We start from the raw sequence: 21,667 nt of genomic DNA, 5'->3' as shown, positions 1-21,667 counted from the left end.
CCTCACGGAACCAGGCGTCCCGGCGGCATTTCCCCTGGCAGGCGATCCGGAGGCCGCGTCTGGATGCCCTATGCAATGGTAGGCACACCGCCGGGCGGGAACGACCGCGGACCGCGTCCGCGAAACCGAGCCGCCGCGAGTACGGCGGGGCCGCGCCGCGGGGCAAGGTGCCGTACTGCCGGCGAGGTGGAGCGGGTGTGGCGGGCCGGCACCGGCTGAGCGACGGGTCCGAGGTTGGGGTGCGGCTGTGTCCGCCCCACGCCCTGCGGCGCCTCCCGCCCCCCACCATGCGCCCTGGCCCACCGCGGGAGTCCCGAAATAGGGTGGTGCGGCAGCGATGGACCGCCGGTTCCGCCGGCTTCGCCGGGAGAGGGTATATGGCAGTCGCACGACACACGGGCCCCGCCAGCCGTACGCAGGACGAGCACGCTTCGCCCCGTACCGAGAGGGCCGGGGGCCGGGTGGGCGGCAGAGCCGTCCCGGGTGGGATGGTTCTCCAGGGCAGCGTGGGCAACCAGGTCGTGGCGCGGATGGTCCAGCGCGCGAAGACGGACGCCGACCGCGCCGGCCACCAGCGGCGCATCACCATGGGCAGGACGGCCGTCGGGCAGCTCGCGGGACTGGTCAAGAGGCAGCTGAAGGACCACATCTTCAACGGCACGCCGATGACCGGCAACGTCGACAAGCAGCGGCCGCAGGGCCTGCACGCCTACACCAACGGCCGGCTCCCGAGGGGCATCGTGGCCACGGAGACCGTCGGGAACGAGAACAAGGTGCACGTCCTGAAGTGGCGTTACGCCAGCCAGCAGACGAACCCCAAGGCCAGCACCATGTTCCCGAGGTGGATGGGCACGGACGAGGTGAGCGCCCTGATCGCCCTCGAATACCCCGACACCATGACGCAGCAGCTCGATGTCGGCGCCCTGCCGGTGAACACCGGCCCGAACGTCGCCGGCGGCGAGACCAGGCCCATCACGAGGAGCGACATCGAGACGCACATCCTGCGCGGCGCGCGCGTCAACCTGGCGAAGAGCGGCGACACCGTCTATCCGACGCACCCCGCTTTCGCGGGCTGACCCGCGTTCCGAGAGATCCGCCCGGATGTCCGGCGCCCGGCCGCCCGTCCGTCTGCCGATCCCGCCCGGAACACCTGCCCCGGGGGTCCGGGACGTTCTCGTCGGCCAGGACGTCCTTGCGTCCGGGCTGCCCGGCCGCGCGCCGCGGTTCAGCGACGGCTTCCGCCGGATCCGGGAGCGCGGCGGCGGCTCAGCCCGCCCTCAGGCGCCCGCCACCGGCACGAGTACCCCGGCCCCGGACGTCGGCCGTTCGGCCTCGTCCACGATGAGCGCCGCGACGGTGGCACGCGAGGCGTGCGGCGGCAGGAAGGGCTTGGGATACTGCGCCAGGGGTACGTTGCGGCGGGCCGCGCTGACGTCCCCGACCCACAGGTCGGGCGCGTGGAAAACGGTGGCGCCGCCTTCCAGGACGATCGCGTCGGCCGCGGCCTTCTCCGCGAGTTCCTTGCCGACGAACATCTTCATCACCGCCTGGTAGATGCCCCCGCCGGCGCCGGTCGAGACCCCCGAGCCCAGGGCGCCGAGCCACAGTGTGCGGACGGGCAGGGCCGCCAGTATCCGCGCCCCCGCCACCAGGGCGCCCGGGCCGTCGCCCTTGCTGATGCCGAGCGCGGACACGACCACGTCCACGTCGCTCAGGTCCGGGAACGGCTGCGGTCCGGTCACGTCCGCCTGGCGGACCTCGACCCCGCCCCGTGCGGGCTGGGCGTACTTCTGCGGGCTGCGGACGAGCGCGACTGCCTCGTGGCCCCGCTCGACCACCTGGTCCACGACCAGCCGTCCGACCCGGCCGGTCGCGCCGAGCACTGCGATGCGCATGACGAACCTCTTAACTGAACAGGTGTTGGTGAATTTGAGTGAACACGTGTTGGTGAGGAGTGTCAAGCCGCAGGCCCCGGCGCACGAGCGGCGCCGGAGGTAAGGTGAACGCTCGTTGCCGACGAGGAGGAGCCGGGTATGGGCGGGGAACAGGCCCCGCGTCGCCGACGCAACCCCCGCGGACAGGGGCAGACGCTCAAGGCCGAACTGGTCGACGCCGCCGCCCGGCTGCTGGCCACCCTCGACCGGCCCGAGACGCTGACCCTTCGGCAGGTCGCCCGCGAGGTCGGCGTCGCGCCCGCCAGCATCTACAGCCACTTCCCCGACCTGGGCGCCCTGATCCAGCACGTCCTGCGGCTGCGGTACGCCGAACTGGCCCGGCTGATGGACGAGGCGGCGGCCCCGACCGCCGGCCCCCTGGACGACCTCGTCGCCCGCTGCGCCGCCTACGTGCGCTGGGGGGTCGGGCACCCCGGGGAGTACCGCACGCTCTTCGGCGGCCGCATGCCGGCCGAACTCGTCCCCCTCCAGGCCCACGGCGCCGGCGAGGCCCTCCTGGGTTCCGTCATCACCTCACTGGCCGGCGTCCGGCAGCGCGGCGGTGAGCGGTCCGGTCCCGAACGGCAATGGCGGGACGGGCTGTTGCTGTGGACCGCGCTGCACGGCCTCGTCGCCCTCTACAACGACCACGGTGCGATCCCCTGGCCGCCGCTGGACACCCTCGTCGCCGATGTCCTCGCCCTCCACACGGGCGAGTCCGCCGAAAAGATCTCGGCGCGCCTCCCGGAGGGATGACCTCGGCGGATCCGGGCACCCCCGGTCCGGCCGCACCGGCACCCGGGCCCCGCCCCACCGACGGCAGCCCGCGCGGCGCCCGGCCGGATCCCGAAGAGGCGCCGGGCCGCGCGCGGCCCCGTAGCGGGGGACGGACCGCCTCCGGTGGAGCCGCTCGCCCGCGGTCCGCGTCAGGCCGGCCACCTCGCCGGCACGTGCCGTACCGGGCAGCCCGCCCGCAGCATGCCAGTTCTCGTGCAGACTAGATGCACGCTCTAGCGAATCATCCGAGCAGCAAGCGGATGAGGGTGTCGGCGGCCCAGTCGGCCCACTCGGCATTGCTCCAGCGGCGGTCGCCGGTGAGGAGCAGATAGGTCTCCGGCGTCATGACCGCCAGTGCGGTGTCGGCGGCGCGCAGCGGGTCGAGGCCGGGACGAAGGCCGCCCTTGGCGGCGAGCGCGCCGGTGAACACGGCCACGACGGTGTGGCGCTGGGCGATGTTGGTGCGCCAGAGCTCGGCGATCTCCGGGTCGGTGGCCGCCGCGGAGCGTACGACCTCCAGCACCGCCGCGACGCGGGCGTGGATCTCGGCGGTCCTCACGGCCAGCAGGCGCAGCATCTCGGCAGGTGGGGCGGCCAGGGCCTCGCCGGCCCAGGGACGTTCGAGGGACGCGACGGGCAGTGCGTCGCCGGCGATCTCGACGTCGAGGAGTTCCTTGAGGATCGCGCGTTTGGTCTCGAAGGTGAAGTAGAGCGTCTGCACGGCGACGCCGGCTTCGGTGGCGATCGCCTGCATCGTCGTTGCCGTGTAGCCGCTTTCGGTGAACAGCTTGCGGGCCGCCTTCAGCATGCGCTCGCGGGTGGCGGCGGCCTTCGCCGCGCGCGCTCCGCCCTTCGGGCCGCCGGTCACGGGTGACCCTCCTCACATTGACTGGAGCATTACTCTAGCGCAACTCTCACTGGAGTCAGACTCTAGTGAGAGTTGGAGAGCAGATGGCCGAACACTCCTTCAGGGGCCGCAGCGGTGCCCTGGTCCTGATCACCGCCGTCGAGTTGCTGGTGTTCCTCGACACCTCGGTGGTCAACATCGCCCTGCCGCGGATCGGCGCCGGCCTGCATCTCCGGGAGGCGGGGCTGAGCTGGGTCACCAACGCCTACCTTCTGGCCTTCGGCGGCTGCATGCTGGCCGGCGGCAGGGCCGCCGACTGTTTCGGCGCCCGGCGCATGTTCCGGATCGGACTGGTGCTGTTCACGCTGGCCTCGGCTGCCGCCGGTCTGGCCGTGGCGCCATGGCAGTTGATCGCGGCCCGCGCGCTGCAGGGCGTGGGCGGCGCGGTGCTGATACCCGCGCAACTCGCCCTGCTCACCCGTACCTTCACCGACCCGGACGCGCGGCGGCGCGCGTTCGGTGTGTGGAGCGCCATGGGCGCCGCCGGCGCGGCGATCGGCACGTCCGCCGGCGGGCTGCTGACGCAGGCCCTGGGCTGGCCGGCGATCTTCCTGATCAACGTGCCGATCGGCGCGGCCGCCCTCGTCCTGAGCCCGCGCCTGCTCCCCGCGGACCAGGCACGCAGCGGCGGGGAGGCCGTGCGGCTCGACCTCCCCGGCGCCGTCGTCGGTACCGCGGGGCTGCTGACGCTCGGGTACGCCGTCGGCGCGCTGGCCGAACCCGGCACGCGCGCGGTCGCCGTGGGGCTGCTGGCCGTCGCCGTACTGCTGCTCGCGGGGTTCGCGGTCGTCGAGGCGCGCACCCGAGAGCCACTGGTGCCGTTGCGGCTGTTCGGCGTACGCGAGGTCACCGGGTCGACGCTGGTCAACGCGCTGGTCGGCGCGGCTCACGTGCCGGCGTTCGCGCTGCTGGCGCTCTATCTGCAGCAGACGCAGCACTACGGCCCGAACCGGTCGGGTCTGGCCGTCCTGCCCGTCGCGGCCGCCGCCCTGCTCACGTCGCGGACGGTCGTGCCCGGGCTGCTCGAACAGCTGGGGGCGCGCCGGATGCTGGCCATCGGCCTCGCCCTGCAGGCCGCCGGTCTGGCCTGGTTCGCCAGACTGCCCTCGACGCTGGACTACGTGACGGACGTCCTGCCCGCCGCACTCCTGCTGGGCCTCGGCCTCCCGGCGGCGTTCGTCGGCGTGACCGCCCCGGCGGTCACAGCGGTCGCCCCCGTCGACGCGGGCGTGACCGCGGGACTCGTCAGCACCGCCCAGCGCATCGGCTCCGGCCTCGGAGTCACCGCCGTCCTCGTCCTGGCCGCCGCGCTGACCGGGCCCGATACGCCCGCCACCGACCCCGACTACCTCACCGGCCTGCGGGCCGGGTTCGCCGCATGCGCGGCGCTCGCCCTGCTCGGCCTGCTCCTCACCCTCGTCCTCCTGCGTCCTGATCCGTCGAAGGCCACCACGACACCGGCCGCAGTGGAAGGACAGTCCTGATGACGACCACGCCCCCTGCCACCGGTGACGGGCGCCGGCCCGCCGGGAACCGGCGGCTCATGCGCAACCCGCTGCCGCCCCCACCGGCCCGCGTACCGGAGTTCGGCTGCGGCTCGCCCGGCGGCCCCGTGCCCGCCCCGCACGCTGCCGGCCGTCCGGCGGCCGGCGCCGGTCCGCTCGCCCTGAAGGAGCGGTCGGGCGCGCCGGAGCCTCAGTGGTGCTTCGCCCTCCTGCCGTCGGAAGCGGCGGAACAGGGTTGCCTGCGGCGTCACGGCCGGCGGCAGAGGGCCGCCGGCGCGGGCACCGTCCGGGCCACCGGGATCCGACACGACGGCGGGGCGTCATGAAGCCGGCGGTGGTGATCATCGGCGCCGGCTCGGCCGGACTGGGCGCCGCGGCCGCCCTGCTGGAACGCGGGGTGACGAACGTCGTTCTCGAACAGGGCGACCGGGTCGCGACCTCGTGGCGGCAGCGGCACGAAGACCTGCGGCTCAACACCGTCCGGTGGCTGTCGGGCCTGCCCGGCCTCGCCGTTCCGCGGCACGCGGGCCGCTGGGTGAGCCGCGACGACTACGTCGCCTATCTGGAGCGGTACGCATCGCGGCAGGCCCTCGACATCCGGTTCGGCGTACGCGCCCGGCGTCTCACCCCGACCGGTCGCGGCTGGCAGGTCGGCACGGACACCGGAGTGTACGAAGCCACGCACGTCGTCGTCGCCACCGGCAACGACCGGGTTCCCTGGCAACCCGACCTGCCCGGCCTCGCCGCTTTCGGCGGGCCGGTCCGGCACGTGGCCGAACTGCGCCGGGCCGCCGACCTCGCCGGCCGGCGGGTCCTGCTGATAGGCGCGGGCAACTCCGCCGTCGAGATCGCCGGGCACCTCGTCGACCACGGCGTCGCCCAGCTGTGGATGTCGATCCGCCGCCCGCCCACCATCCTGCCGCGGCAGATGTGGGGCGTCCCTCTGCACCCCGCGACCGTCGCCCTGCGCTACCTGCCCGAAAGGGTGCGCGACGGCCTGGCCCGGGCGATCTCCCGGCGCGCGTTCGGCGACCTGACGCCCTACGGCCTGCCCGCCGCGGCCGACGGCCCGTTCCGCCGGATGCGCACCACGGGGGTGACCGCCGCCGTCGACCAGGGCTTCGTCGGCCACCTCGTCGCCGGACGACTGAGCATCGTCGCCGACGTCACCCGCCTCACCCCGAACGAGGCCATCCTGCGCGACGGCCTGCGCGTCGAGCCCGACGTCATCGTCACCGCCACCGGCTACCGCTCCGGCCTCGCCGACCTCCTCGGCCCCCTGGGCGTCCTCGACCGGCATCAGCGGCCACTCACCGGCAAGGGACGCCAAGCGCTGCCCGGCCTGTGGCTCACCGGTTTCTGGCCCGCGATCGAAGGCAACCTGCGCCAGCACGGGCGTGAAGCCCGGCGTATCGCCGACGCCATCGCCACGGGCCGGCGCCGTTTCGGCGGCCCACGGCCCCCAGCCGCCGACGACCGCCGCCCGCACCCGATTCCCGGCACCCGCCCTTGAAGGAGTTCCCTGTGACCGTGCGCCACGTGTCGTCCGACGCGCGCAAGCCCGCCACCGGCCGCGTAGCTGCCGCCTCCCCCCAGTCCGTGACGACCGGGCCGGGGACCGGGGCGATCCTCGTCGTCGGCGGCTACGGCGCCGTCGGCGCGATCGTGTCCCGGACGCTCGACGGGTGGTTTCCCGGTCGCGTCCTCGCGGCGGGCCGCCGCCCGCAGCGGGCCCGCCTCGCCTCCGGCATCAGGGCGGTCCGCCTCGACCTCCACGAGCCCGGCGGCCTCGACGGGCTCCTGCGCCGGTACTCGATCGGCACCGTCGTCCTCTGCGTCGAACCACCCGACAGCGCCCTGGCCCGGACCTGCCTGCGGCACGGAATCCACCTCGTGGACGTCGGCGCCTGCGACCGGCTCCTGCGCACGGTGGAGACGATGGCCGACCTCGCCCAGGAAAGCGGAGCCACCGCCGTACTGAGCGTCGGCGTCGCACCGGGACTCACCAACCTGCTGGCACGGCAGGTCCACGAGACCCTCGGCGGGGCCGACCGGCTCGACATCACGGTGCTCCTGGGCGCGGGCGAACACCACGGCCTCGACGCCGTCGGCTGGACCGTCCGCCAACTCGGCCGGCGGCACCCGCACGGGGCGCAGCCGCTCCGCGTCGCCCTGGCCGGCCACAACACCCGCACCGCCCACCCGTTCGGCTTCTCCGACCAGTACAGCCTGCGCCGCACGCTGGGCGTCGGCACCGTCACCACACGGATGTGCCTCGACTCCGCACCTCTCACCGCGCTGCTCTTCGGCCTGCGGCGCATCGGCGCATTCCGGACCGGGACCCTCCGAAGAGCCCTCACCCGGATCCTCTCCCGTGTCCACATCGGAACGAGCGGCTTCGCGATCCGCGTCGACGGCCACCATGGCGACACCCACGCCGCCGTCACCATGACCGGCAGTGGACAGTCCCGGATCACAGCGCTGGTCGCCGCCCATGTCACCCGGGACATCGTCACCGGCACGCTGCCGGCAGGAGTCCACCACATCGACCAGCTGCCAGGCCTGGCAGACATCCCCTCCCGGCTCACGGAACACGGCGCCGTGTTCTGCCCGCCCGTCCCCTGGCGACCGGCCCGCGCGCACCTCGGCGGCAATGACGGTGGCCCCGTGGAGATCACCGCGCCGGTTGTGGACGAAGACGCTGTCAGCGCCTCGGGTGAGCGGCAGGTCCTGGAGACCTTCCTCGACCACCAGCGCGAAGCGCTGCGGGGCAAACTCCGGTGCCTGTCCGAGCAACAGGCGCGCCGGCAACTCGTGCCCTCGCCGACGACGCTTGTCGGCCTGATCAAGCACGCAGCCGCGGTCGAGAGGAACTGGTTCGAGCACTATCTGGCGCAGCGGCCCCGCGAGGACATCACCGGCGACTCGTACGGGGGCCCGGCGAGCTGGCAGGTGGACGCCACGGAAACGGTGGCCGACGTCGTAGCCGAGTTCGACCGCGCCTGCTCGGAATCCCGACGTCTGGCCGCCCGGTTCGACCTCGACCACACCGTGCCGCACGAGAAGAAGGGCCGGGTGTCGCTCCGCTGGATCTACGTGCATCTGATCCGTGAGCACGCACGGCACGCGGGCCACGCCGACATCCTGCGGGAACTCACCGACGGAGCACGCGGCGACTGATCCGTGCGGACAGGGGGTTCGGCCGTTGCGGCGCCGCCGCGGCCCGCCCCGCGCACCTCCGCACCGCGCGGAGGGGGTGCCCCGCACCGCGCCCGGGTCCCCCCGGATCCTGCCCGCGGTGAGGATCCCGTCCCGGCGGTCCGGCGGCATCCTGCCGGGCGTTGCGGTCCCTGGTCCGGGGCCTCGGCCGAGCACCGGAGCCCCGCCGGTCAGCCACCCCGTGGCACGCTCAGCGCCTGGTGCGGATGCTCCGGGCAGCAGGGTCGCCCCGCCGACGCGGCCGAAGGCCTGGCGGATCTTCCGCCGGCCCCGGTGCGGCCCGGCCGCACGACGTCATTCGCCCGTGCCGGCCTCACCCTGGAGCGGCAACGCCGAGGAACCTCCGTGTTCTTCAGCCTGTTCGTTCCAGTGGGCAAGGCTGTGGCGGGCCGCGAGGGTCCTCGGGTGGTCGGGGCCGAGCACCCGGACGTTGTCGTGGAGCAGTTCGGTGAACGCCGTGGCGGCACCGGGAGCGTCCCCCGAGGCCCCCCGCCAGTGCGCCAGGTCGTGGCGGGTGGTCAGGGTGTCGGGATGGTCGGGACCGAGCACCCGCAGCCGGTCGTCCAGCAGCCCGGCGAGTGCGGTCGCGGCACCGGGAGCGTCCCCCGAGGCCCCCCGCCAGTGCGCCAGGTTGTGGCGGGTGGTCAGGGTGTCGGGATGGTCCGGGCCGAGCACCCGCAGCCGGTCGTCCAGCAGGCCGGCGAACGCGCTGACGGCACCGGCCGCATCGCCCGCCACTCCCCGCCAGCCGGCGAGGAAGCCGCGGGTGGTCAGGGTGTCGGGATGGTCGGGACCGAGCACCCGCACCTGGTCGTGCAGCAGGCCGGCGAACGCGCTGACGGCACCGGAAGCGTCCCCCGTCTCCCCCCGCCACCGGGCGAGGTAGCCGCGCGTGGTCAGGGTGTCGGGGTGGTCGGGACCGAGCACCCGCGACCGGTCGTCCAGCAGGCCGGCCAGCGCGGTGACGGCACCGGCGCCGTCCCCCGCCTCTCCGCGCCAGAAGGCGAGGACATGGCGGGTGGTCAGGGTGTTCGGGTGATCGGGCCCGAGCACCCGCACCTGGTCGTCGAGCAGGCCGGCGAGCGCGGTGACGGCACCGGCCGCATCGCCCGCCATCCCCTGCCAGTCGGCGAGGTAGCCGCGGGCGGTCAGCGTGTTCGGGTGGTCGGGGCCGAGGTGGCGGGCGGCGTTCCCGGCGAGTCGTACGTGGTGGTCGATGGCAGCGTTGAGCTGCCCGGATTCACCCAGACTCTGCCCGTACCGGTAGAGGACGTGATGCGCGTCGGGCTGGTACAGGCAACCCGCGTTCCCGTCGCCGGTCTCGGTGCAGGCGATCAGCGCGGTGGTGCACGCACGCAGGGCCTGGGCCAGTTCGGTGTCGCGTTCGACGTCGGGCCATGTGGCGAGCAGGGCGTCGCCCGCCGCCCTGGCGGTGGTGGCGTACTCCGCGGGAGTGAGGGTGTCCCGGGTGGCACGCTGCACGACCTGGTGGACCCGCACCATTCGGCCGTCGCGGGCGGCGTCCCCCGTCGCACCGGTGGCGCCGTCGTCGTGGGCGGCCGGCGGGGCCGCGTCGGTGAGCAGGCTGAGGCGGTGCAGGGCGCGCAGTGCCGCGGCCGCGTCCCGTGCGGTGACCGGCTGGTCCGGCGCGGCGGGGGTGCCGGCGCTCGGCCCCTCGCAGGGCGTGCGGTGGGCCGTCAGGTAGTCCAGTGCCGGGGTGCTCGTCAGGACCGCCGCCGGGGTGGCACCGGGCGCGAGGAAGGAAGCCAGTTGCAGCACGGGGCGGGCCAGGCCGGCCGGGCGTAGCCGGTCGGCGTGCTCCACCGACAGCGTCCATGCCGCGGCCATGCTGTGCGTCTGGTCGTCCGGGGGGACGTCCGGGCTGATCTCGGCCAGCGACCGTGCCCGACGGGTCAGCAGTTCCCGGTACTCCCCCGCCGAAATGCCCGCGTCGATGACGTAGGCCGCCGCCTGCGACAGCGCCAGCGGCAACCGTCCCAGGTCCCCTGCCAGTCCGGCGAGGTCCGCGGCCGGTTCGGTGCGCCCCTCCGCGGCCAGCGCCGAGGCCAAATACGCCTCCGCCTCACCCGGGGTGAAGAGCCCGACCTCGACCGCCGTGCCGCCGATGGCGCGGGCGGCATCGCGCCGCCGGGTGGTCACCACCGTCCGCCCCGACGCAACCGCGGGTGGCCGCAGGCCGTTCAGATCCCTGGGATCGGCGACGTCGTCCAGAACGACCAGCCACCGCCGGCGTCCGGTCCGCAGCCACGCCAGCAGCGTACGGGCCGCCCGCTGCGGATCCGACGGGTCCGCCCCGCACACTTCCGCACCGGCCTGCGCGAACGCGGTCACGACCGCGTCCCGGCTGTTCGCGGTGACCCACACCAGGAGATCGACGCCGTGCCCGTCGTCCCACGCATGTTCGGCGTAGTCGGCCGCCAGCTGGGTCTTGCCGACCCCGCCCATCCCGACCAGTACCTGACACAGCACCACCGTCCCGCCCTCGGCGGCGGCCGCCCGCAACCGCGCACGCTCCGCCCGGTCCTGGAACGCACCTGCCAGCGGTGGAACCACTCCCACCGCGTGCGGCCACACCACGGCGCGAGGCCCGGCGGGCGCCTGCAGATACACGTCACGGACCGAGAAGGCCGCGAAAGCACCGTCCTGCGCGTGCACCTCGACGTTTCCGCCCACGGCCGCGCCACCGTCCCTGGCGCTCGCTGCACCTGCCAACCTCGCAGCGGGATCCTGCTCCTTGTCCACCCCGACCCCCACGACCCGGTGACGCTACGACGACTCTAGGCGCCCGGCCGGCGGCCCGAACCCGCATTCCCCACCCCGGTACGGCCGTGCGCCGGTGGGTCCCGCGCACCGGGGCGCGGCGCGGGCGGCTCCGTCCTGATCCGGTAGCGAGGGCGGGCGCCGGGCGGGCATCGAGCGCCCGCGGCGCGCGTGACCCGGCGCGCGCCCGCACCAGCGGGGCGCCGCCGGTCAGCCGGTCCCTTCGCCCTCGGCCCTGTCGTCCGTCAGGGCGCTGATACCCGGGCGCAGGAGCGCCGCAACGTGGTCGGCGGAGGCGTCACGAAGGGCGGGGAGACCGAGGAGCTGGTGGCCGATCGTCACGCCGAGCAGCGTGGTGAGAGCCAGCATGGCGCGCAGTTCCGCGTCCTGGACGGGTGGCATCGCGGCGACGACGGCTTCGGCCTGCTCGTTGAGGCGGGCACGGACCTGGTCGGCCGCCCCGGGGTCGGTGAGCATCGACCGCATCATCGCCAGTGCGCCCTCGGGCAGAGCGCCGAGTTTGGGGCCCAGCGTGGCCAGCAGCTGATCGGCGAGCCCTTCCGGGCCGGTGGCCGCGGGCGCCGCGGGTCGGAGCTGCACGGCCCGGGTGAACAGCTCCCGCTTGGAGCCGAAGTACTGCATGACCAGGGCCGGGTCCACACCGGCCGCCGCCGCGACGGCACGGATGGTGGTGCGGTCGAACCCCTTCTCGGCGAACAGCTCGCGCGCGCCGTCGAGGATCCGCGCCTCCGAGGCGCGGCGGCGCTCGGCGCGGGAGGGCTGGGCGGCGGACACCGGGCCACTCTACAGCCTTTCGCTCCACAAGCGTTGACCGAAGGACCGGTGCGGCCTACTGTCCACTGGGTCAACATCCGTTGAGCGAATGGAGCACCCCCGTGCCGGACACCGAAGCCGCTGCCCTGCGCAGCCCGTACGACGTCCTCGACCGCTACTACCAGGCCATGCTCGACAAGTCGGCCGACGACCTCGCCGACCTCTACGCCGCCGACGCCCTGCACGAGTTCCCCTTCAGGGCCCCCGGCTTCCCGCCGAGCTTCGAGGGCCGCGAGGCCGTGCGGGCCGGCTACCGGGCCGCGTGGGACGCGAGCCCCGTACGCGTGGAGGAGATCCGCAGGACCGCGGTCCACCAGACCACCAACCCGGAGGTGATCGTCGCCGAACAGGTCGTCCTGGCGACGGTTCCGGCCACGGGCGCCTCCTTCGGCGTTCCCGGACTGCTGGTGCTCCGGGTGCACGGCGGGCGGATCAGCCACGTCCGGGACTACATCGACACATCCGCACTCGGCAGCAGGACGTGAGAGCCCCCTGACGGACCGGTGGGCACCCCCGCGGAGGGGAGCGGGCAGGACCGGCCGGACGGGAGCACGGCGATCGGGAGGCGCAGGATGCCGTAGCAGCCGTGAAGCCCGCGGCGCCGGGCGGGGCCGCCGCCGGGTGGCCGGTGCTCCTCGGGACGACCCGGCCCGTCGCGCCCCCCGACCGCACGGGACGGATGGGGCACGCCCGGGCCCCGGTGACCCGGCCGCTCCCGCCGGCCCGCGGGCGTACGCACGGGTGGGCCCGGAGCACGGGCTCCCTTCCGGTCCCGCGACGGGGGGGCCGTCCGCCTGCTCACGAAGGACCTTCGGTCCCTACTGCCGGCCACCGGCGGCCAGCACGCTGGACGCAGAAGGACACCACGAGGAGGTCGACACCATGACGCGCACCATCGTCGCCGGTCTGGACGGTTCACCGGAAAGCCTCGCGGCGGCGGACTGGGCCGCCCGCGAAGCACTGCGCCGGGGGCTGGCGCTGCGCCTGGTCCACGCTTGGATCTGGGAACCCGCCCGGCACACGGCCCACGCACCGCTGGTCGGCCCCGACCCGCAGCGGCACTGGGCCGAGAGGATCCCGCGCGAGGCCGCCACCAAGCTGCGTCAGCGCCACCCCGGCCTGCGCATCGACACCGTCCAGGTGTCCCGGCAGCCCGCCGCGGCCCTGCTGTCCGACGCGCAGGACGGCGAACTGCTCGTCCTGGGCTCGCGCGGGCTCGGCTCCGTCGCGGGCTTCCTGATCGGCTCGGTCGCCCTGTCGGTCGTCGCCCACGCGGAGCGGCCGGTGGTCCTGGTACGCGCCGGCTCGACCGCGGCCGGAGAACACTTCGCGGACGCGGACGGCAACCCCTCACCGCAGGCCCCCTACCGCGACGTGGTGCTGGGACTGGACCTGGCCAAGCCGGACGAGGCCGTACTGCGCTTCGCCTTCGAGGCCGCGGCCGACCGCGGCGCGACACTGCGCGTGGTGCACGGCTGGACCCCGCCGGCCTCCTTCGGCTACCCGGCGGCATCCCTCGCCCCCAGCCTCCTGGAAGAGCTGCAGGCCCTGAAGAGCGACGCCCTGGCCGCGGCCCTGAGCCCCTGGCGGGACAAGCACCCCGAGGTCACCGTCACCGCCGAGACCGCCATCGGCCCCGCCTCCCGCCACCTGGTCGACGCCGCCGCCGGAGCGTCGCTGGTCGTCGTCGGCCGCCGCATCCGCACCGGTCCCACGGGCCCGTTCCTCGGCCCCGTCGTCCACGCCCTCCTCCACCACTCGCCGGCACCCGTCGCCGTGGTCCCGCACCCCTGAACCGGCCCCCTGGCGTTCGTCGCGTCGAGGAGCGCCGCGATGCGGGCAGCCGTCGTCCGGCCTCCGGCGAACCCCCGGCCGTCGGCACCGTCCCGGACGGCACCTGCGTCATCGGCTGGGCCGTCGGCACCCGGCAGGGCCTGGTCCGCACCCTCCACGCCGCCGGCCGCACCCCGGTGATCCGCGAGTCGCGGCGGCCGGAACCCGTCGACGACGGCGTATACGGCCTGGTCGGAGCCCGCGCCGTCGTCGACAGGTGAGGCGCCGGGCGGCACGTTCCCGCCGGGGAGTCGGCGCGGGCCGCCGGACGCGGCACGTGCGCGTCCCGTCACCACCGGTGTGACCGGATGATCCGGTCGCACCGCGGAATCCACCGGAGCACCGCCACCGGCCCGGCCCCAGGGCTGTTCGGGCATACTTGCCTGGCACAGTCCTGGAGTTGGGGGGAGGGAGCGGTCGTGAGCGACGAGGGCACCGGGGTGCCGCGCCAGAACCGTCCGCACCTGCGCCTGGACGAGCTGCTGGACGACCTGCAGGTCCACGTCCAGCGGGTGCGCGACACCCGCGACCGGGTGCAGACCCTCCTGGACGCGGTCCTGGCCGTGGGTTCCGAGCTGGATCTGGAAGAAGTGCTGCGGCGCATCGTGCACTCCGCCGCGGACCTGGTCGACGCCCAGTACGCGGCCCTGGGGGTGCTGGGCGAGGAAGGCACGATCCAGCGCTTCATCACCGTGGGGATGGACGAGGAGACCATCGCGGCCATCGGCCACTACCCGCGCGGTCTGGGCATCCTGGGCACGCTCATCCGCGATCCCGAGCCGCTGCGCCTTGCCGATCTCCACGACCACCCGGACTCCGTCGGGTTTCCCGCGGGCCATCCGCCGATGTGCACGTTCCTGGGCGCGCCGGTACGCGTCCGCGACCAGGTGTTCGGCAACCTCTACCTCACGGACAAGCGCGGCGGGGCCCCCTTCGACTCCGACGACGAGTCCGTGCTGCGCACGCTGGCGGCCGCGGCCGGCGTGGCCATCGACAACGCCCGCCTGTACGACGACGCGCGACGCCGCCAGCGGTGGCTGGCGGCGTCGGGGGAACTGACCCGGTCGCTGTTGTCGGGCGTCGACCCTGCCGAGGTCCTGCACGCCTTGACGGCCGCCGTCGCGGAGATGGCCGAGGCGGACCTGGTGACGTTGGCGGTTCCGGTGCCGGGGACGGGGGACCTCGTCGTGGAGGCCGCCGCGGGGGCGCAGGCGGAAGCGGTACGGGGTCTGGTGCTGCCCTCGACGACCCTGGCGGCCAAGGTCCTTCGCAGTGGCGAGACGATCGTCAGCGACCGTCTGTCCGAGGACTCCCGCTCGCAGGGAGGCAGCGCGTCACGGGTGGACCTGGGCCCGGCGTTCTTCGTGCCGCTCGGAACGGGCGGGCAGACCCGCGGAGTGCTGCAGGTCGCCCGCGTACCTGGCAGCCCCCCGTACACCGGCGCCGTGCTGGAGATGATCGCCGGCTTCGCCGCACAGGCGGCCCTCGCCCTGCAGATCGCCGATCACCGCAGGGACGCCGAACGCCTCTCGGTCTTCAACGACCGCGACCGCATCGCGCGCGACCTGCACGACCTGGCGATCCAGCGGCTGTTCGCCTCCGGCCTGAGCCTCCAGGCGACCCTCGGCCGGCTCGCCGACCGGCCGGAGACGGCCGAGCGCGTCCAGCGGGTGGTGGACGACCTGGACGACACGATCAAGACGATCCGCGCCACCATCTACTCCCTCGGGCAGCACGAGCGCGCCCGCGGCGCCGGCCTGCGCACCCGGGTCCTGGCCGAGGTGGACCGCGCCACCGAGGCCCTCGGCTTCACCCCGTCCCTGCGGATGACCGGGCTGCTGGACAGCGCGGTGACCCCGGAGCTGGCCGGGCACCTCCTCGCCGTGCTGGGCGAGGCGCTGTCCAACGCCGCCCGCCACGCCCAGGCCACCGCCGTCGAGGTGGACGTCGACGTGACCGACACGGCGGTGCGGCTGCGGGTGAGCGACGACGGCCGGGGCATCGACCCGGGCGTCACACGCCGCAGCGGCCTGCACAACCTGTCCACGCGGGCCGAGCAGGCCGGCGGCACGCTGGACCTCGAAGCGAACCACCCGCACGGCACCGCCGTACGGTGGTCCGCTCCGCTCCAGGAATTCACGGCCTGACCCGAGCGGGTACCCCGCGGTCGCTCCGCCCTTGCGGCGGCCTCCCGGCGGGGCCGGCCCACCCTCTTCGCGCAGTTGCGCACGCGCCGGGCCGGCGGCCCGCCCGTGCTGACGTCCGCCCCGGCCCTCGGCGCTTCGTGACGACGGGGACGCGGCCGCACGGCGGCGCCCCGGGTCCGAAGGTCCCCCCGTGTCGGCACCGCCCGGACCTGCCCGCGGCGCGCGCCGTGGCACACGCTTGGACCGTCGACACCCGACGTCGACACCCGACGTCGACACTCGACGTCGGCACCCGGCGCCGCCGGGCGGCTGCCGGCCCACCGCTCTGGGCGGGGGCGTACCGCGTCCGGCGGGACGTCGGCGACCGGCCACCGGGCGTTCCGAGGAAAGAGGGCGAGCCATGCGAGACCGCACCGTCGGCGAGATGATGACCGGAGAGGTCGTCCGCGGCTACCGGACCACGCCGCTGGACCGGGTGGCCCGGCTGCTGACGGCCCGCCGCATCAGCGGCCTGCCCGTGGTGGACCGCGACGACAAGGTCATCGGTGTCATCTCGCACAGCGACCTGACCGCCCACCTCGACTCCCGCCCCGCCCCCTGCTTCGTCCCGGCGGGGCCACAGGGCGGTCCGCCGGGGGGCGCCGCGCGGGCGAGCGGCACCCGCGGTGAGCAGTCTGCCGGGTGCAGCCCGCCGGGCAGTTGCGGCCGGGGACGGCTGGACCTGCCCGGCGCCGGCGCGGACGGCGCCGTCCGGCCCGGGCGCCGGCCGCGCACGGGCGACCTCATGACCACTCCCGCGGTCACCGTCCATCCCGAGCAGGGCGTGGCGCGAGCCGCGAGGATCATGGAGGCGCGAGGTGTCTCCCGGCTGCCGGTGGTGGACGAGGAGGACCGCCTGATCGGCATCGTCACACGCCGGGACCTGCTGCGCGTCTTCCTGCGGGACGACGGGGCCATAGGCGACGAGGTCACCCGCCGGATCGGCGACGGGACGCGGGCCCCCGGCGGCGCGCCCGTCGAGGTCGTCGTCCGCGACGGCGTGGTCACCCTGCGCGGGCAAACACCCACCAGCGCCGACATGGGAGCCGCGATCCGGTCGGCCTGGCGGGTCGAGGGCGTCATCGGCGTGGTCAACCAGCTCACCACGCCCGCCGAGCGCCCTGCCCGGCAGGAGGTACCCGGCTGAGCAACCGGGCCGGGCCCAGCGCCCGGGCAGAGCCCCGCCGGCCCGTGCCCGGCAGCCCCGCCCGTCACTTCCCCGAGGCGGTCGCCGACGCTTCGGCCGCCGACGGCCGCCGCACCCGCGGCGGGGCGCCCGTCCGCCCACCCGGCTCGATCACCCGTGCGCTCCCGCGCCACAGCCCGGCACCCGTCGCCGTCGCCCCGCACGGCGCAACCGGTCCCCGACCCCACGGCATGCCCGTGGTGCGCCGCTGCCCGCGACCAGGCCCGGGGCGTACCCACACGGGACCGTACGAGGGCCGATCGGCCCTACTGCGCGTCCAGGACTCCAGGGACCATGGCGTGATGTTCGCAAACGATACCTTTCGGGTGCTCGACCGGCAGGAGTGCCTGCGCCTGCTGGGCACAGTGCCGGTCGGCCGCGTGGTCTACACACGGCAGGCGCTGCCCGCGGTCCTCCCGGTCAGCTTCTCCCTGGACGACGACGCCTCCGTGGTGCTGCGCACCGCGCCCGGCTCCGACCTCGTCCAGGCGGTCGACGGCGTCGTCGTGGCCTTCGAGGGGGACGAGTTCACCGCGGCGACGCAGTCCGGCTGGAGCGTGGTCGTGCTGGGCCGGGCCACCGTGGTGACCGACCCCGCCGAGCACGAACGCCTCTCCCGCCGCGGTCACCGCGACTGGATGCCCGTGCGGGACGGGGTCTTCCTGCGGATCCGGTCGGAAATGGTCACCGGACGCGAACTCGGGCACGTGCACAGCGGACAGTGAACAGGCCTCGCGACGCGAGGCCACGCCCCGTACCGGCCTGCCGTGCCGGACACATCATTCGAGGCATGAGGAGAGCACACGTGGAGATCGTCGCCTACGGCGTCCTCGCGGACGAGGAACCGCTGCTGCGCCAGGCGTTCGGAGCGTCACCCGGCGACCGGCACCGGTTGCGCTGCCTGACCCTCTTCCTGGACCGGGACACCGCCCCGACCGCCGCGGGCCACGAGGTCGTGCTCTCCAGCGTCAACGACACCCTCGACGCCGAGGTGTTGCGCACACTGGCCGAGGGCGGCACCCGGATGGTGGCCCAACGGTCCACCGGCTACAACAACATCGACATCGCCGCCGCCGGGAAGCTGGGCATCACGGTGGCCCGCGTCTCCTCCTACTCGCCCTACTCGGTCGCCGAGTTCGCCTGGACGCTGGCGCTGGCGGTCAACCGCCGCATCGTGCGCGCCGCGCACCGCACCCGGGACTTCGACTTCCGCCTCGACGGGCTGATGGGCCGCGACCTGCACGGGCGTACCGCCGGGGTGGTGGGCACCGGGAAGATCGGGGCCGCGTTCGCCAGGATCGCCCATGGATTCGGCATGCGCCTGCTGGGCTGCGACGTGACCGAGAATCCCGACTGCACAGCCCTGGGCATGCGGTACGTTCCCGCCGAGCGGCTGTTCGCCGAGGCGGACCTCGTCAGCCTGCACGTGCCGCTGCGGCCGGACACCCACCACCTCGTCGGCAGCAGGGCCCTGGCACTGATGAAGGACGACGCGATCCTGGTCAACTCCAGCCGGGGCGGACTGGTCGACACCGACGCCCTGCTGCAGACGCTGCGCGAAGGGCGGCTCAGCGGCGTCGGACTGGACGTCTACGAGGAGGAGGCCGGGGTGTTCTTCCTGGACAAGTCCCTGCAGGTGATGACCGACGACCGCCTGGCGAGGCTGATGACCTTCGGCAACGTCCTGGTCACCTCCCACCAGGCGTACTTCACCCAGGAAGCTGTCACCCAGATCGCCCGGACCACCGCAGACAACGTCCGGGACTACCTGGCAGGCCGCAGCGGCGACAACACCCTGGTCACGCCCGAAACCGCCCCGTCCGCCGCTGTTGCCGCCGGGCCGGGTGCACTCGTCACGGGGCGCTGATGCCCGTGCCCCTGCCTGTTCCGCGTCGCAGCAGGCCGACGACGCGGCCCAGCCAACCCCCGCGCGGCTCGTCGTCGCTCCCGATCAGGAGCCGCGCCGTCTCCAGCGGGCCCTGCGGCGGCCGGCCTGTCCGGTGGCGGATCCAGTAACGGGCCACTCTCCGCTCCAGATCCCCCGGATCCCCGCCGCCGGTTCTGGCCAGGGCGACCGGTCCGTCCGGGCCGTCGGGGGCGGTGAGCGCCCACAGGCCGCCGTCGGGTGAGTACACCGCTGTGTACTCACCCTCGTCGACGTCGATGGCCTCGATCCAGTTCACCGCCTGGACACAGGATTCGAAGACGAACAGGTCCTCGCCGCGATCGAAGACGAGCACCACGTCGGAGGAGAGTTCCATACGGCGACTGTGCCAGTCCCGTGCGTGTGCTGCGACCACCCAGGGACGACGTCTTCCAGGCAGCCGATGACGCCGACGGCAGGGGATCGCTGGTCACGGGCGGGCAGGCGCGGCTCGGGCCGCGCCTGCCGCGGAGGACGGTCATGGGGGACGGCAGGACCGCCGTCCGCGATCGTGCCCGCGGCCACCGGTGCGCAAGCGAGGTGCGCGGGGCGGGGACGGCGTCGCCGCCGCACCCGGCGCCGGGGACGGCGAACAGGACCCGCTGCAGCAGGACGGTACTGCCGTGGGCCGGGCCGGTGGGGGGCGGCGCCGACGACGGGGAGCGCAGGACGAGGCGGCAGTGGCGGGCCCGCGAGTCCCGGAGCGCCGTGCCTGCTCGTCCCTTGTCCGGCGGCGCCACGGTGGCCCTCTGGCGTAGTGGCCCCCGAGCCCGGTCCGTCGATCGCGCAGCGACCCGAGCGATGCCGGTGCCCGCCGCCCGGGAATCCGCACCGGCCGAGCGGGCCGGGTGCGCGGAACCGCACGGCGGGTGGTGGGTGACGGCGCCCGCATCGCCGGTCTGCTGCGGCGTGCCGCGCAGCAGAAAAGCGGACGGGAGGGCCGGGACACCGCCGGACGGATGTGGCCGCCCGGGCGACGTCCGCCACCTCCCGCGTGCCACACTGCTGACCGCCAGGCCTGTCCCCGTCCGCCACGGCGGGCTCCAGCACCCTACCCGCAGGGGCCGTCAGCCCTGCGCCGGAGGCATCGTGAAACTGCTTCTCACCTCCGCCGGAGTGAAGAACCCCAGCATCCGGCAGGCTCTGGTCGACCTCCTGGGCAAGCCGATCGAGGAGGCCGACGCCCTGTGCATCCCCACCGCGGGCTACGGGCACCCGATGGGGAGCCCGGCGGGAGCCTGGCGCTTCGTCACCGGGCGGTCCACCACCCCGATGTGCGAGCTCGGCTGGAGATCCATGGGCCTCCTGGAGCTCACCGCCCTGCCCAGCATCGGCGTGGAGCGCTGGCTGCCCTGGGTCCGGCAGGCCGATGTCCTCCTCGCCAACGGCGGCGACGCGCTGTACCTGTGCCACTGGATGCGCCAGTCCGGCCTGGCAGAGCTGCTCCCCTCCCTGCGCGACAAGGTATGGGTCGGGCTGAGCGCCGGCAGCATGGTGATGGCGCCCCGCATCGGGGAGGACTTCGTCGAGTGGAAGCCGCCCACCGGCAACGACGAAACCCTGGGCCTCGTCGACTTCTCCCTCTTCCCGCACCTGGACCACCCGGCCCTGCCGGAGAACACCATGGCCAGCGCCGAACGCTGGGCGGCCACCCTGCCGAACCCGGCCTACGCCATCGACGACGAGACCGCCGTCAAGGTCGCCGACGGTGCCGTCGAGATCGTCTCCGAGGGGCACTGGCGACGGTTCTGAACGGCGGCGGGCGGCCCGGGCCCGGGGACCTCACTCCCGCAGCAGGACGGTGACGGCCCGGCCGAAGACGGTACGGGACGTGGCCCGGACGAGGCCGTCGAAGGCCCGCGGCAGGCCGCGCACCCGCAAGTCCTCACGCCAGCGCAGGTACGTGCCGGCGCCGTTCGGGCGCACTTCGATCTCGGCCCAGCCGAGGACGACCCGGCCCGTCTTCTCCAGCCGGCACCGGCCGACGCCGCCCTCTTCCGGCGGCTCCCACACGGCGACCCGCATCGGGTCGCTGAAACCTGCCCGGCCCAAGCCCGTCCGGGCGACCAGGACGGTGCCCACACCGGTGGGCGGCGGGGTGGTGACGGTGACCCGGGTCAGCGGCACGCTTCCGGAATGCCGTTCCCACGTGGTGAGTCGGCGCCACACCTCGCCGGGCGGCAGCTCCGTACGGCATTCGACGGCGAACACGGGCACGCGCCGAGCGTACCTGCCGGTCCGCCAGGCGGCGGCCGGGACACCTCCGGTCGCGGTCGTTCACGTCCGTGCCATGCCGGCCAGTCGCCCGAAGGGCTATCGGCCCTCCTCCGGGGCCGACCGCCGGTCGGCGAGGCGCTCCTGATCGGCGACGTCACCGGTACGGGCCTCGGTGCGGTGGCCCCGTGCCAGGTAGTCCCGGACGATCAGCTCGACGGCGTCCTGCGGACTTCTGGTGCCGGCCAGCAGCATGACCTCGATGGCCAGATCGCTGTCCAGACTGATGGTGACCTTCGCCATGGCCCCTCCTGACAGGCTCCCCCACGCTCCCCCGCGCAGGCTATCCGATGCCGGTGGCCAACGG

The 21,667-nt window shown here is 74.5% G+C and carries 19 protein-coding genes; 12 read left to right on the top strand and 7 right to left on the bottom strand.

The window, feature by feature from the left end; translation table 11 throughout:
- The first annotated feature begins 488 nt into the window (after positions 1-488).
- On the top strand, positions 489-1,076 hold the full coding sequence (locus ACH4SE_RS18165) for a hypothetical protein (protein WP_398544395.1): 588 nt from the start codon (positions 489-491) through the stop codon (positions 1,074-1,076).
- Positions 1,077-1,277: 201 nt separating this feature from the next.
- On the opposite strand, the gene ACH4SE_RS18160 is transcribed toward ACH4SE_RS18165, so the two are convergent.
- On the bottom strand, positions 1,278-1,895 hold the full coding sequence (locus tag ACH4SE_RS18160; protein WP_398544394.1) for an NAD(P)-dependent oxidoreductase: 618 nt from the start codon (positions 1,893-1,895) through the stop codon (positions 1,278-1,280).
- Between the two features lie 138 nt (positions 1,896-2,033).
- Between ACH4SE_RS18160 and ACH4SE_RS18155 the strand changes: the two genes are divergently transcribed.
- Positions 2,034-2,690 (top strand): TetR/AcrR family transcriptional regulator, encoded by a 657-nt coding sequence (locus tag ACH4SE_RS18155; protein WP_398544393.1) that lies wholly within the window; start codon positions 2,034-2,036, stop codon positions 2,688-2,690.
- Between the two features lie 262 nt (positions 2,691-2,952).
- On the opposite strand, the gene ACH4SE_RS18150 is transcribed toward ACH4SE_RS18155, so the two are convergent.
- On the bottom strand, positions 2,953-3,579 hold the full coding sequence (locus ACH4SE_RS18150; protein ID WP_398544392.1) for a TetR/AcrR family transcriptional regulator: 627 nt from the start codon (positions 3,577-3,579) through the stop codon (positions 2,953-2,955).
- A gap of 83 nt (positions 3,580-3,662) precedes the next feature.
- Here ACH4SE_RS18150 and ACH4SE_RS18145 point away from each other — a divergent pair, with 83 nt between their 5' ends.
- The 3 genes from ACH4SE_RS18145 to ACH4SE_RS18135 all read left to right on the top strand — a co-directional run bounded on the left by ACH4SE_RS18145 (position 3,663) and on the right by ACH4SE_RS18135 (position 8,303).
- Positions 3,663-5,102 carry an MFS transporter gene (locus tag ACH4SE_RS18145; RefSeq protein ID WP_398544391.1) on the top strand — a complete coding sequence of 480 codons (1,440 nt, stop codon included), beginning with the start codon at positions 3,663-3,665 and terminating at the stop codon, positions 5,100-5,102.
- Positions 5,103-5,445: 343 nt separating this feature from the next.
- Positions 5,446-6,636: a flavin-containing monooxygenase gene (locus ACH4SE_RS18140; RefSeq protein ID WP_398544390.1), complete on the top strand. Its 1,191-nt coding sequence runs from the start codon at positions 5,446-5,448 to the stop codon at positions 6,634-6,636.
- Between the two features lie 11 nt (positions 6,637-6,647).
- Entirely contained in the window at positions 6,648-8,303 is a 1,656-nt protein-coding gene (locus ACH4SE_RS18135; RefSeq protein ID WP_398544389.1) for a DUF664 domain-containing protein, read from the top strand.
- 333 nt (positions 8,304-8,636) lie between these two features.
- Here the strand turns inward: ACH4SE_RS18135 and ACH4SE_RS18130 are convergent, their stop codons facing one another.
- Positions 8,637-11,036 (bottom strand): tetratricopeptide repeat protein, encoded by a 2,400-nt coding sequence (locus ACH4SE_RS18130; RefSeq protein WP_398544388.1) that lies wholly within the window; start codon positions 11,034-11,036, stop codon positions 8,637-8,639.
- 297 nt (positions 11,037-11,333) lie between these two features.
- Positions 11,334-11,918, bottom strand: coding sequence for a TetR family transcriptional regulator (locus ACH4SE_RS18125; RefSeq protein ID WP_398544387.1), 585 nt, complete (start codon positions 11,916-11,918; stop codon positions 11,334-11,336).
- 101 nt (positions 11,919-12,019) lie between these two features.
- Between ACH4SE_RS18125 and ACH4SE_RS18120 the strand changes: the two genes are divergently transcribed.
- The 6 genes from ACH4SE_RS18120 to ACH4SE_RS18095 all read left to right on the top strand — a co-directional run bounded on the left by ACH4SE_RS18120 (position 12,020) and on the right by ACH4SE_RS18095 (position 19,029).
- The gene (locus ACH4SE_RS18120; protein ID WP_398544386.1) at positions 12,020-12,442 is read left to right on the top strand and encodes a nuclear transport factor 2 family protein; all 423 of its coding nucleotides are present in this window, start codon (positions 12,020-12,022) and stop codon (positions 12,440-12,442) included.
- A gap of 397 nt (positions 12,443-12,839) precedes the next feature.
- Positions 12,840-13,751, top strand: coding sequence for a universal stress protein (locus ACH4SE_RS18115; RefSeq protein WP_398544385.1), 912 nt, complete (start codon positions 12,840-12,842; stop codon positions 13,749-13,751).
- A 458-nt stretch (positions 13,752-14,209) separates the two neighbouring features.
- Positions 14,210-15,937, top strand: a complete 1,728-nt coding sequence (locus tag ACH4SE_RS18110; RefSeq protein WP_398544384.1) for a GAF domain-containing protein — start codon at positions 14,210-14,212, stop codon at positions 15,935-15,937.
- A 400-nt stretch (positions 15,938-16,337) separates the two neighbouring features.
- Positions 16,338-17,123: a CBS domain-containing protein gene (locus tag ACH4SE_RS18105; protein ID WP_398544383.1), complete on the top strand. Its 786-nt coding sequence runs from the start codon at positions 16,338-16,340 to the stop codon at positions 17,121-17,123.
- A 341-nt stretch (positions 17,124-17,464) separates the two neighbouring features.
- Positions 17,465-17,887: a pyridoxamine 5'-phosphate oxidase family protein gene (locus tag ACH4SE_RS18100; RefSeq protein WP_398544382.1), complete on the top strand. Its 423-nt coding sequence runs from the start codon at positions 17,465-17,467 to the stop codon at positions 17,885-17,887.
- 80 nt (positions 17,888-17,967) lie between these two features.
- The gene (locus tag ACH4SE_RS18095) at positions 17,968-19,029 is read left to right on the top strand and encodes a 2-hydroxyacid dehydrogenase (protein WP_398544559.1); all 1,062 of its coding nucleotides are present in this window, start codon (positions 17,968-17,970) and stop codon (positions 19,027-19,029) included.
- On the opposite strand, the gene ACH4SE_RS18090 is transcribed toward ACH4SE_RS18095, so the two are convergent.
- On the bottom strand, positions 19,016-19,423 hold the full coding sequence (locus ACH4SE_RS18090; protein WP_398544381.1) for a hypothetical protein: 408 nt from the start codon (positions 19,421-19,423) through the stop codon (positions 19,016-19,018). The genes ACH4SE_RS18095 and ACH4SE_RS18090 overlap by 14 nt on opposite strands.
- Before the next feature lie 752 nt (positions 19,424-20,175).
- Between ACH4SE_RS18090 and ACH4SE_RS18085 the strand changes: the two genes are divergently transcribed.
- Complete coding sequence (locus tag ACH4SE_RS18085; protein ID WP_398544380.1) at positions 20,176-20,838, top strand: Type 1 glutamine amidotransferase-like domain-containing protein; 663 nt, start codon at positions 20,176-20,178, stop codon at positions 20,836-20,838.
- A gap of 30 nt (positions 20,839-20,868) precedes the next feature.
- Here ACH4SE_RS18085 and ACH4SE_RS18080 read toward each other — a convergent pair whose 3' ends face one another.
- On the bottom strand, positions 20,869-21,303 hold the full coding sequence (locus ACH4SE_RS18080) for an SRPBCC family protein (RefSeq protein WP_398544379.1): 435 nt from the start codon (positions 21,301-21,303) through the stop codon (positions 20,869-20,871).
- A 96-nt stretch (positions 21,304-21,399) separates the two neighbouring features.
- Positions 21,400-21,603: a hypothetical protein gene (locus ACH4SE_RS18075; protein WP_398544378.1), complete on the bottom strand. Its 204-nt coding sequence runs from the start codon at positions 21,601-21,603 to the stop codon at positions 21,400-21,402.
- Positions 21,604-21,667 lie beyond the last annotated feature (64 nt).

The organism is Streptomyces sp. NPDC020983 (assembly GCF_044333485.1).
In the GTDB taxonomy this organism is placed as follows: domain Bacteria; phylum Actinomycetota; class Actinomycetes; order Streptomycetales; family Streptomycetaceae; genus Actinacidiphila.
This window is presented reverse-complemented; position numbering and strand designations above follow the sequence as displayed.

What these genes read in the sequence shown, in the direction of transcription:
- ACH4SE_RS18165 (WP_398544395.1), top strand. Translation starts at nt 489, where the DNA reads ATGGTTCTCCAGGGCAGCGTGGGCAACCAGGTCGTGGCGCGGATGGTC.
- ACH4SE_RS18160 (WP_398544394.1), bottom strand. Translation starts at nt 1,895, where the DNA reads ATGCGCATCGCAGTGCTCGGCGCGACCGGCCGGGTCGGACGGCTGGTC.
- ACH4SE_RS18155 (WP_398544393.1), top strand. Translation starts at nt 2,034, where the DNA reads ATGGGCGGGGAACAGGCCCCGCGTCGCCGACGCAACCCCCGCGGACAG.
- ACH4SE_RS18145 (WP_398544391.1), top strand. Translation starts at nt 3,663, where the DNA reads ATGGCCGAACACTCCTTCAGGGGCCGCAGCGGTGCCCTGGTCCTGATC.
- ACH4SE_RS18140 (WP_398544390.1), top strand. Translation starts at nt 5,446, where the DNA reads ATGAAGCCGGCGGTGGTGATCATCGGCGCCGGCTCGGCCGGACTGGGC.
- ACH4SE_RS18115 (WP_398544385.1), top strand. Translation starts at nt 12,840, where the DNA reads ATGACGCGCACCATCGTCGCCGGTCTGGACGGTTCACCGGAAAGCCTC.
- ACH4SE_RS18105 (WP_398544383.1), top strand. Translation starts at nt 16,338, where the DNA reads ATGCGAGACCGCACCGTCGGCGAGATGATGACCGGAGAGGTCGTCCGC.
- ACH4SE_RS18100 (WP_398544382.1), top strand. Translation starts at nt 17,465, where the DNA reads ATGTTCGCAAACGATACCTTTCGGGTGCTCGACCGGCAGGAGTGCCTG.
- ACH4SE_RS18090 (WP_398544381.1), bottom strand. Translation starts at nt 19,423, where the DNA reads ATGGAACTCTCCTCCGACGTGGTGCTCGTCTTCGATCGCGGCGAGGAC.
- ACH4SE_RS18075 (WP_398544378.1), bottom strand. Translation starts at nt 21,603, where the DNA reads ATGGCGAAGGTCACCATCAGTCTGGACAGCGATCTGGCCATCGAGGTC.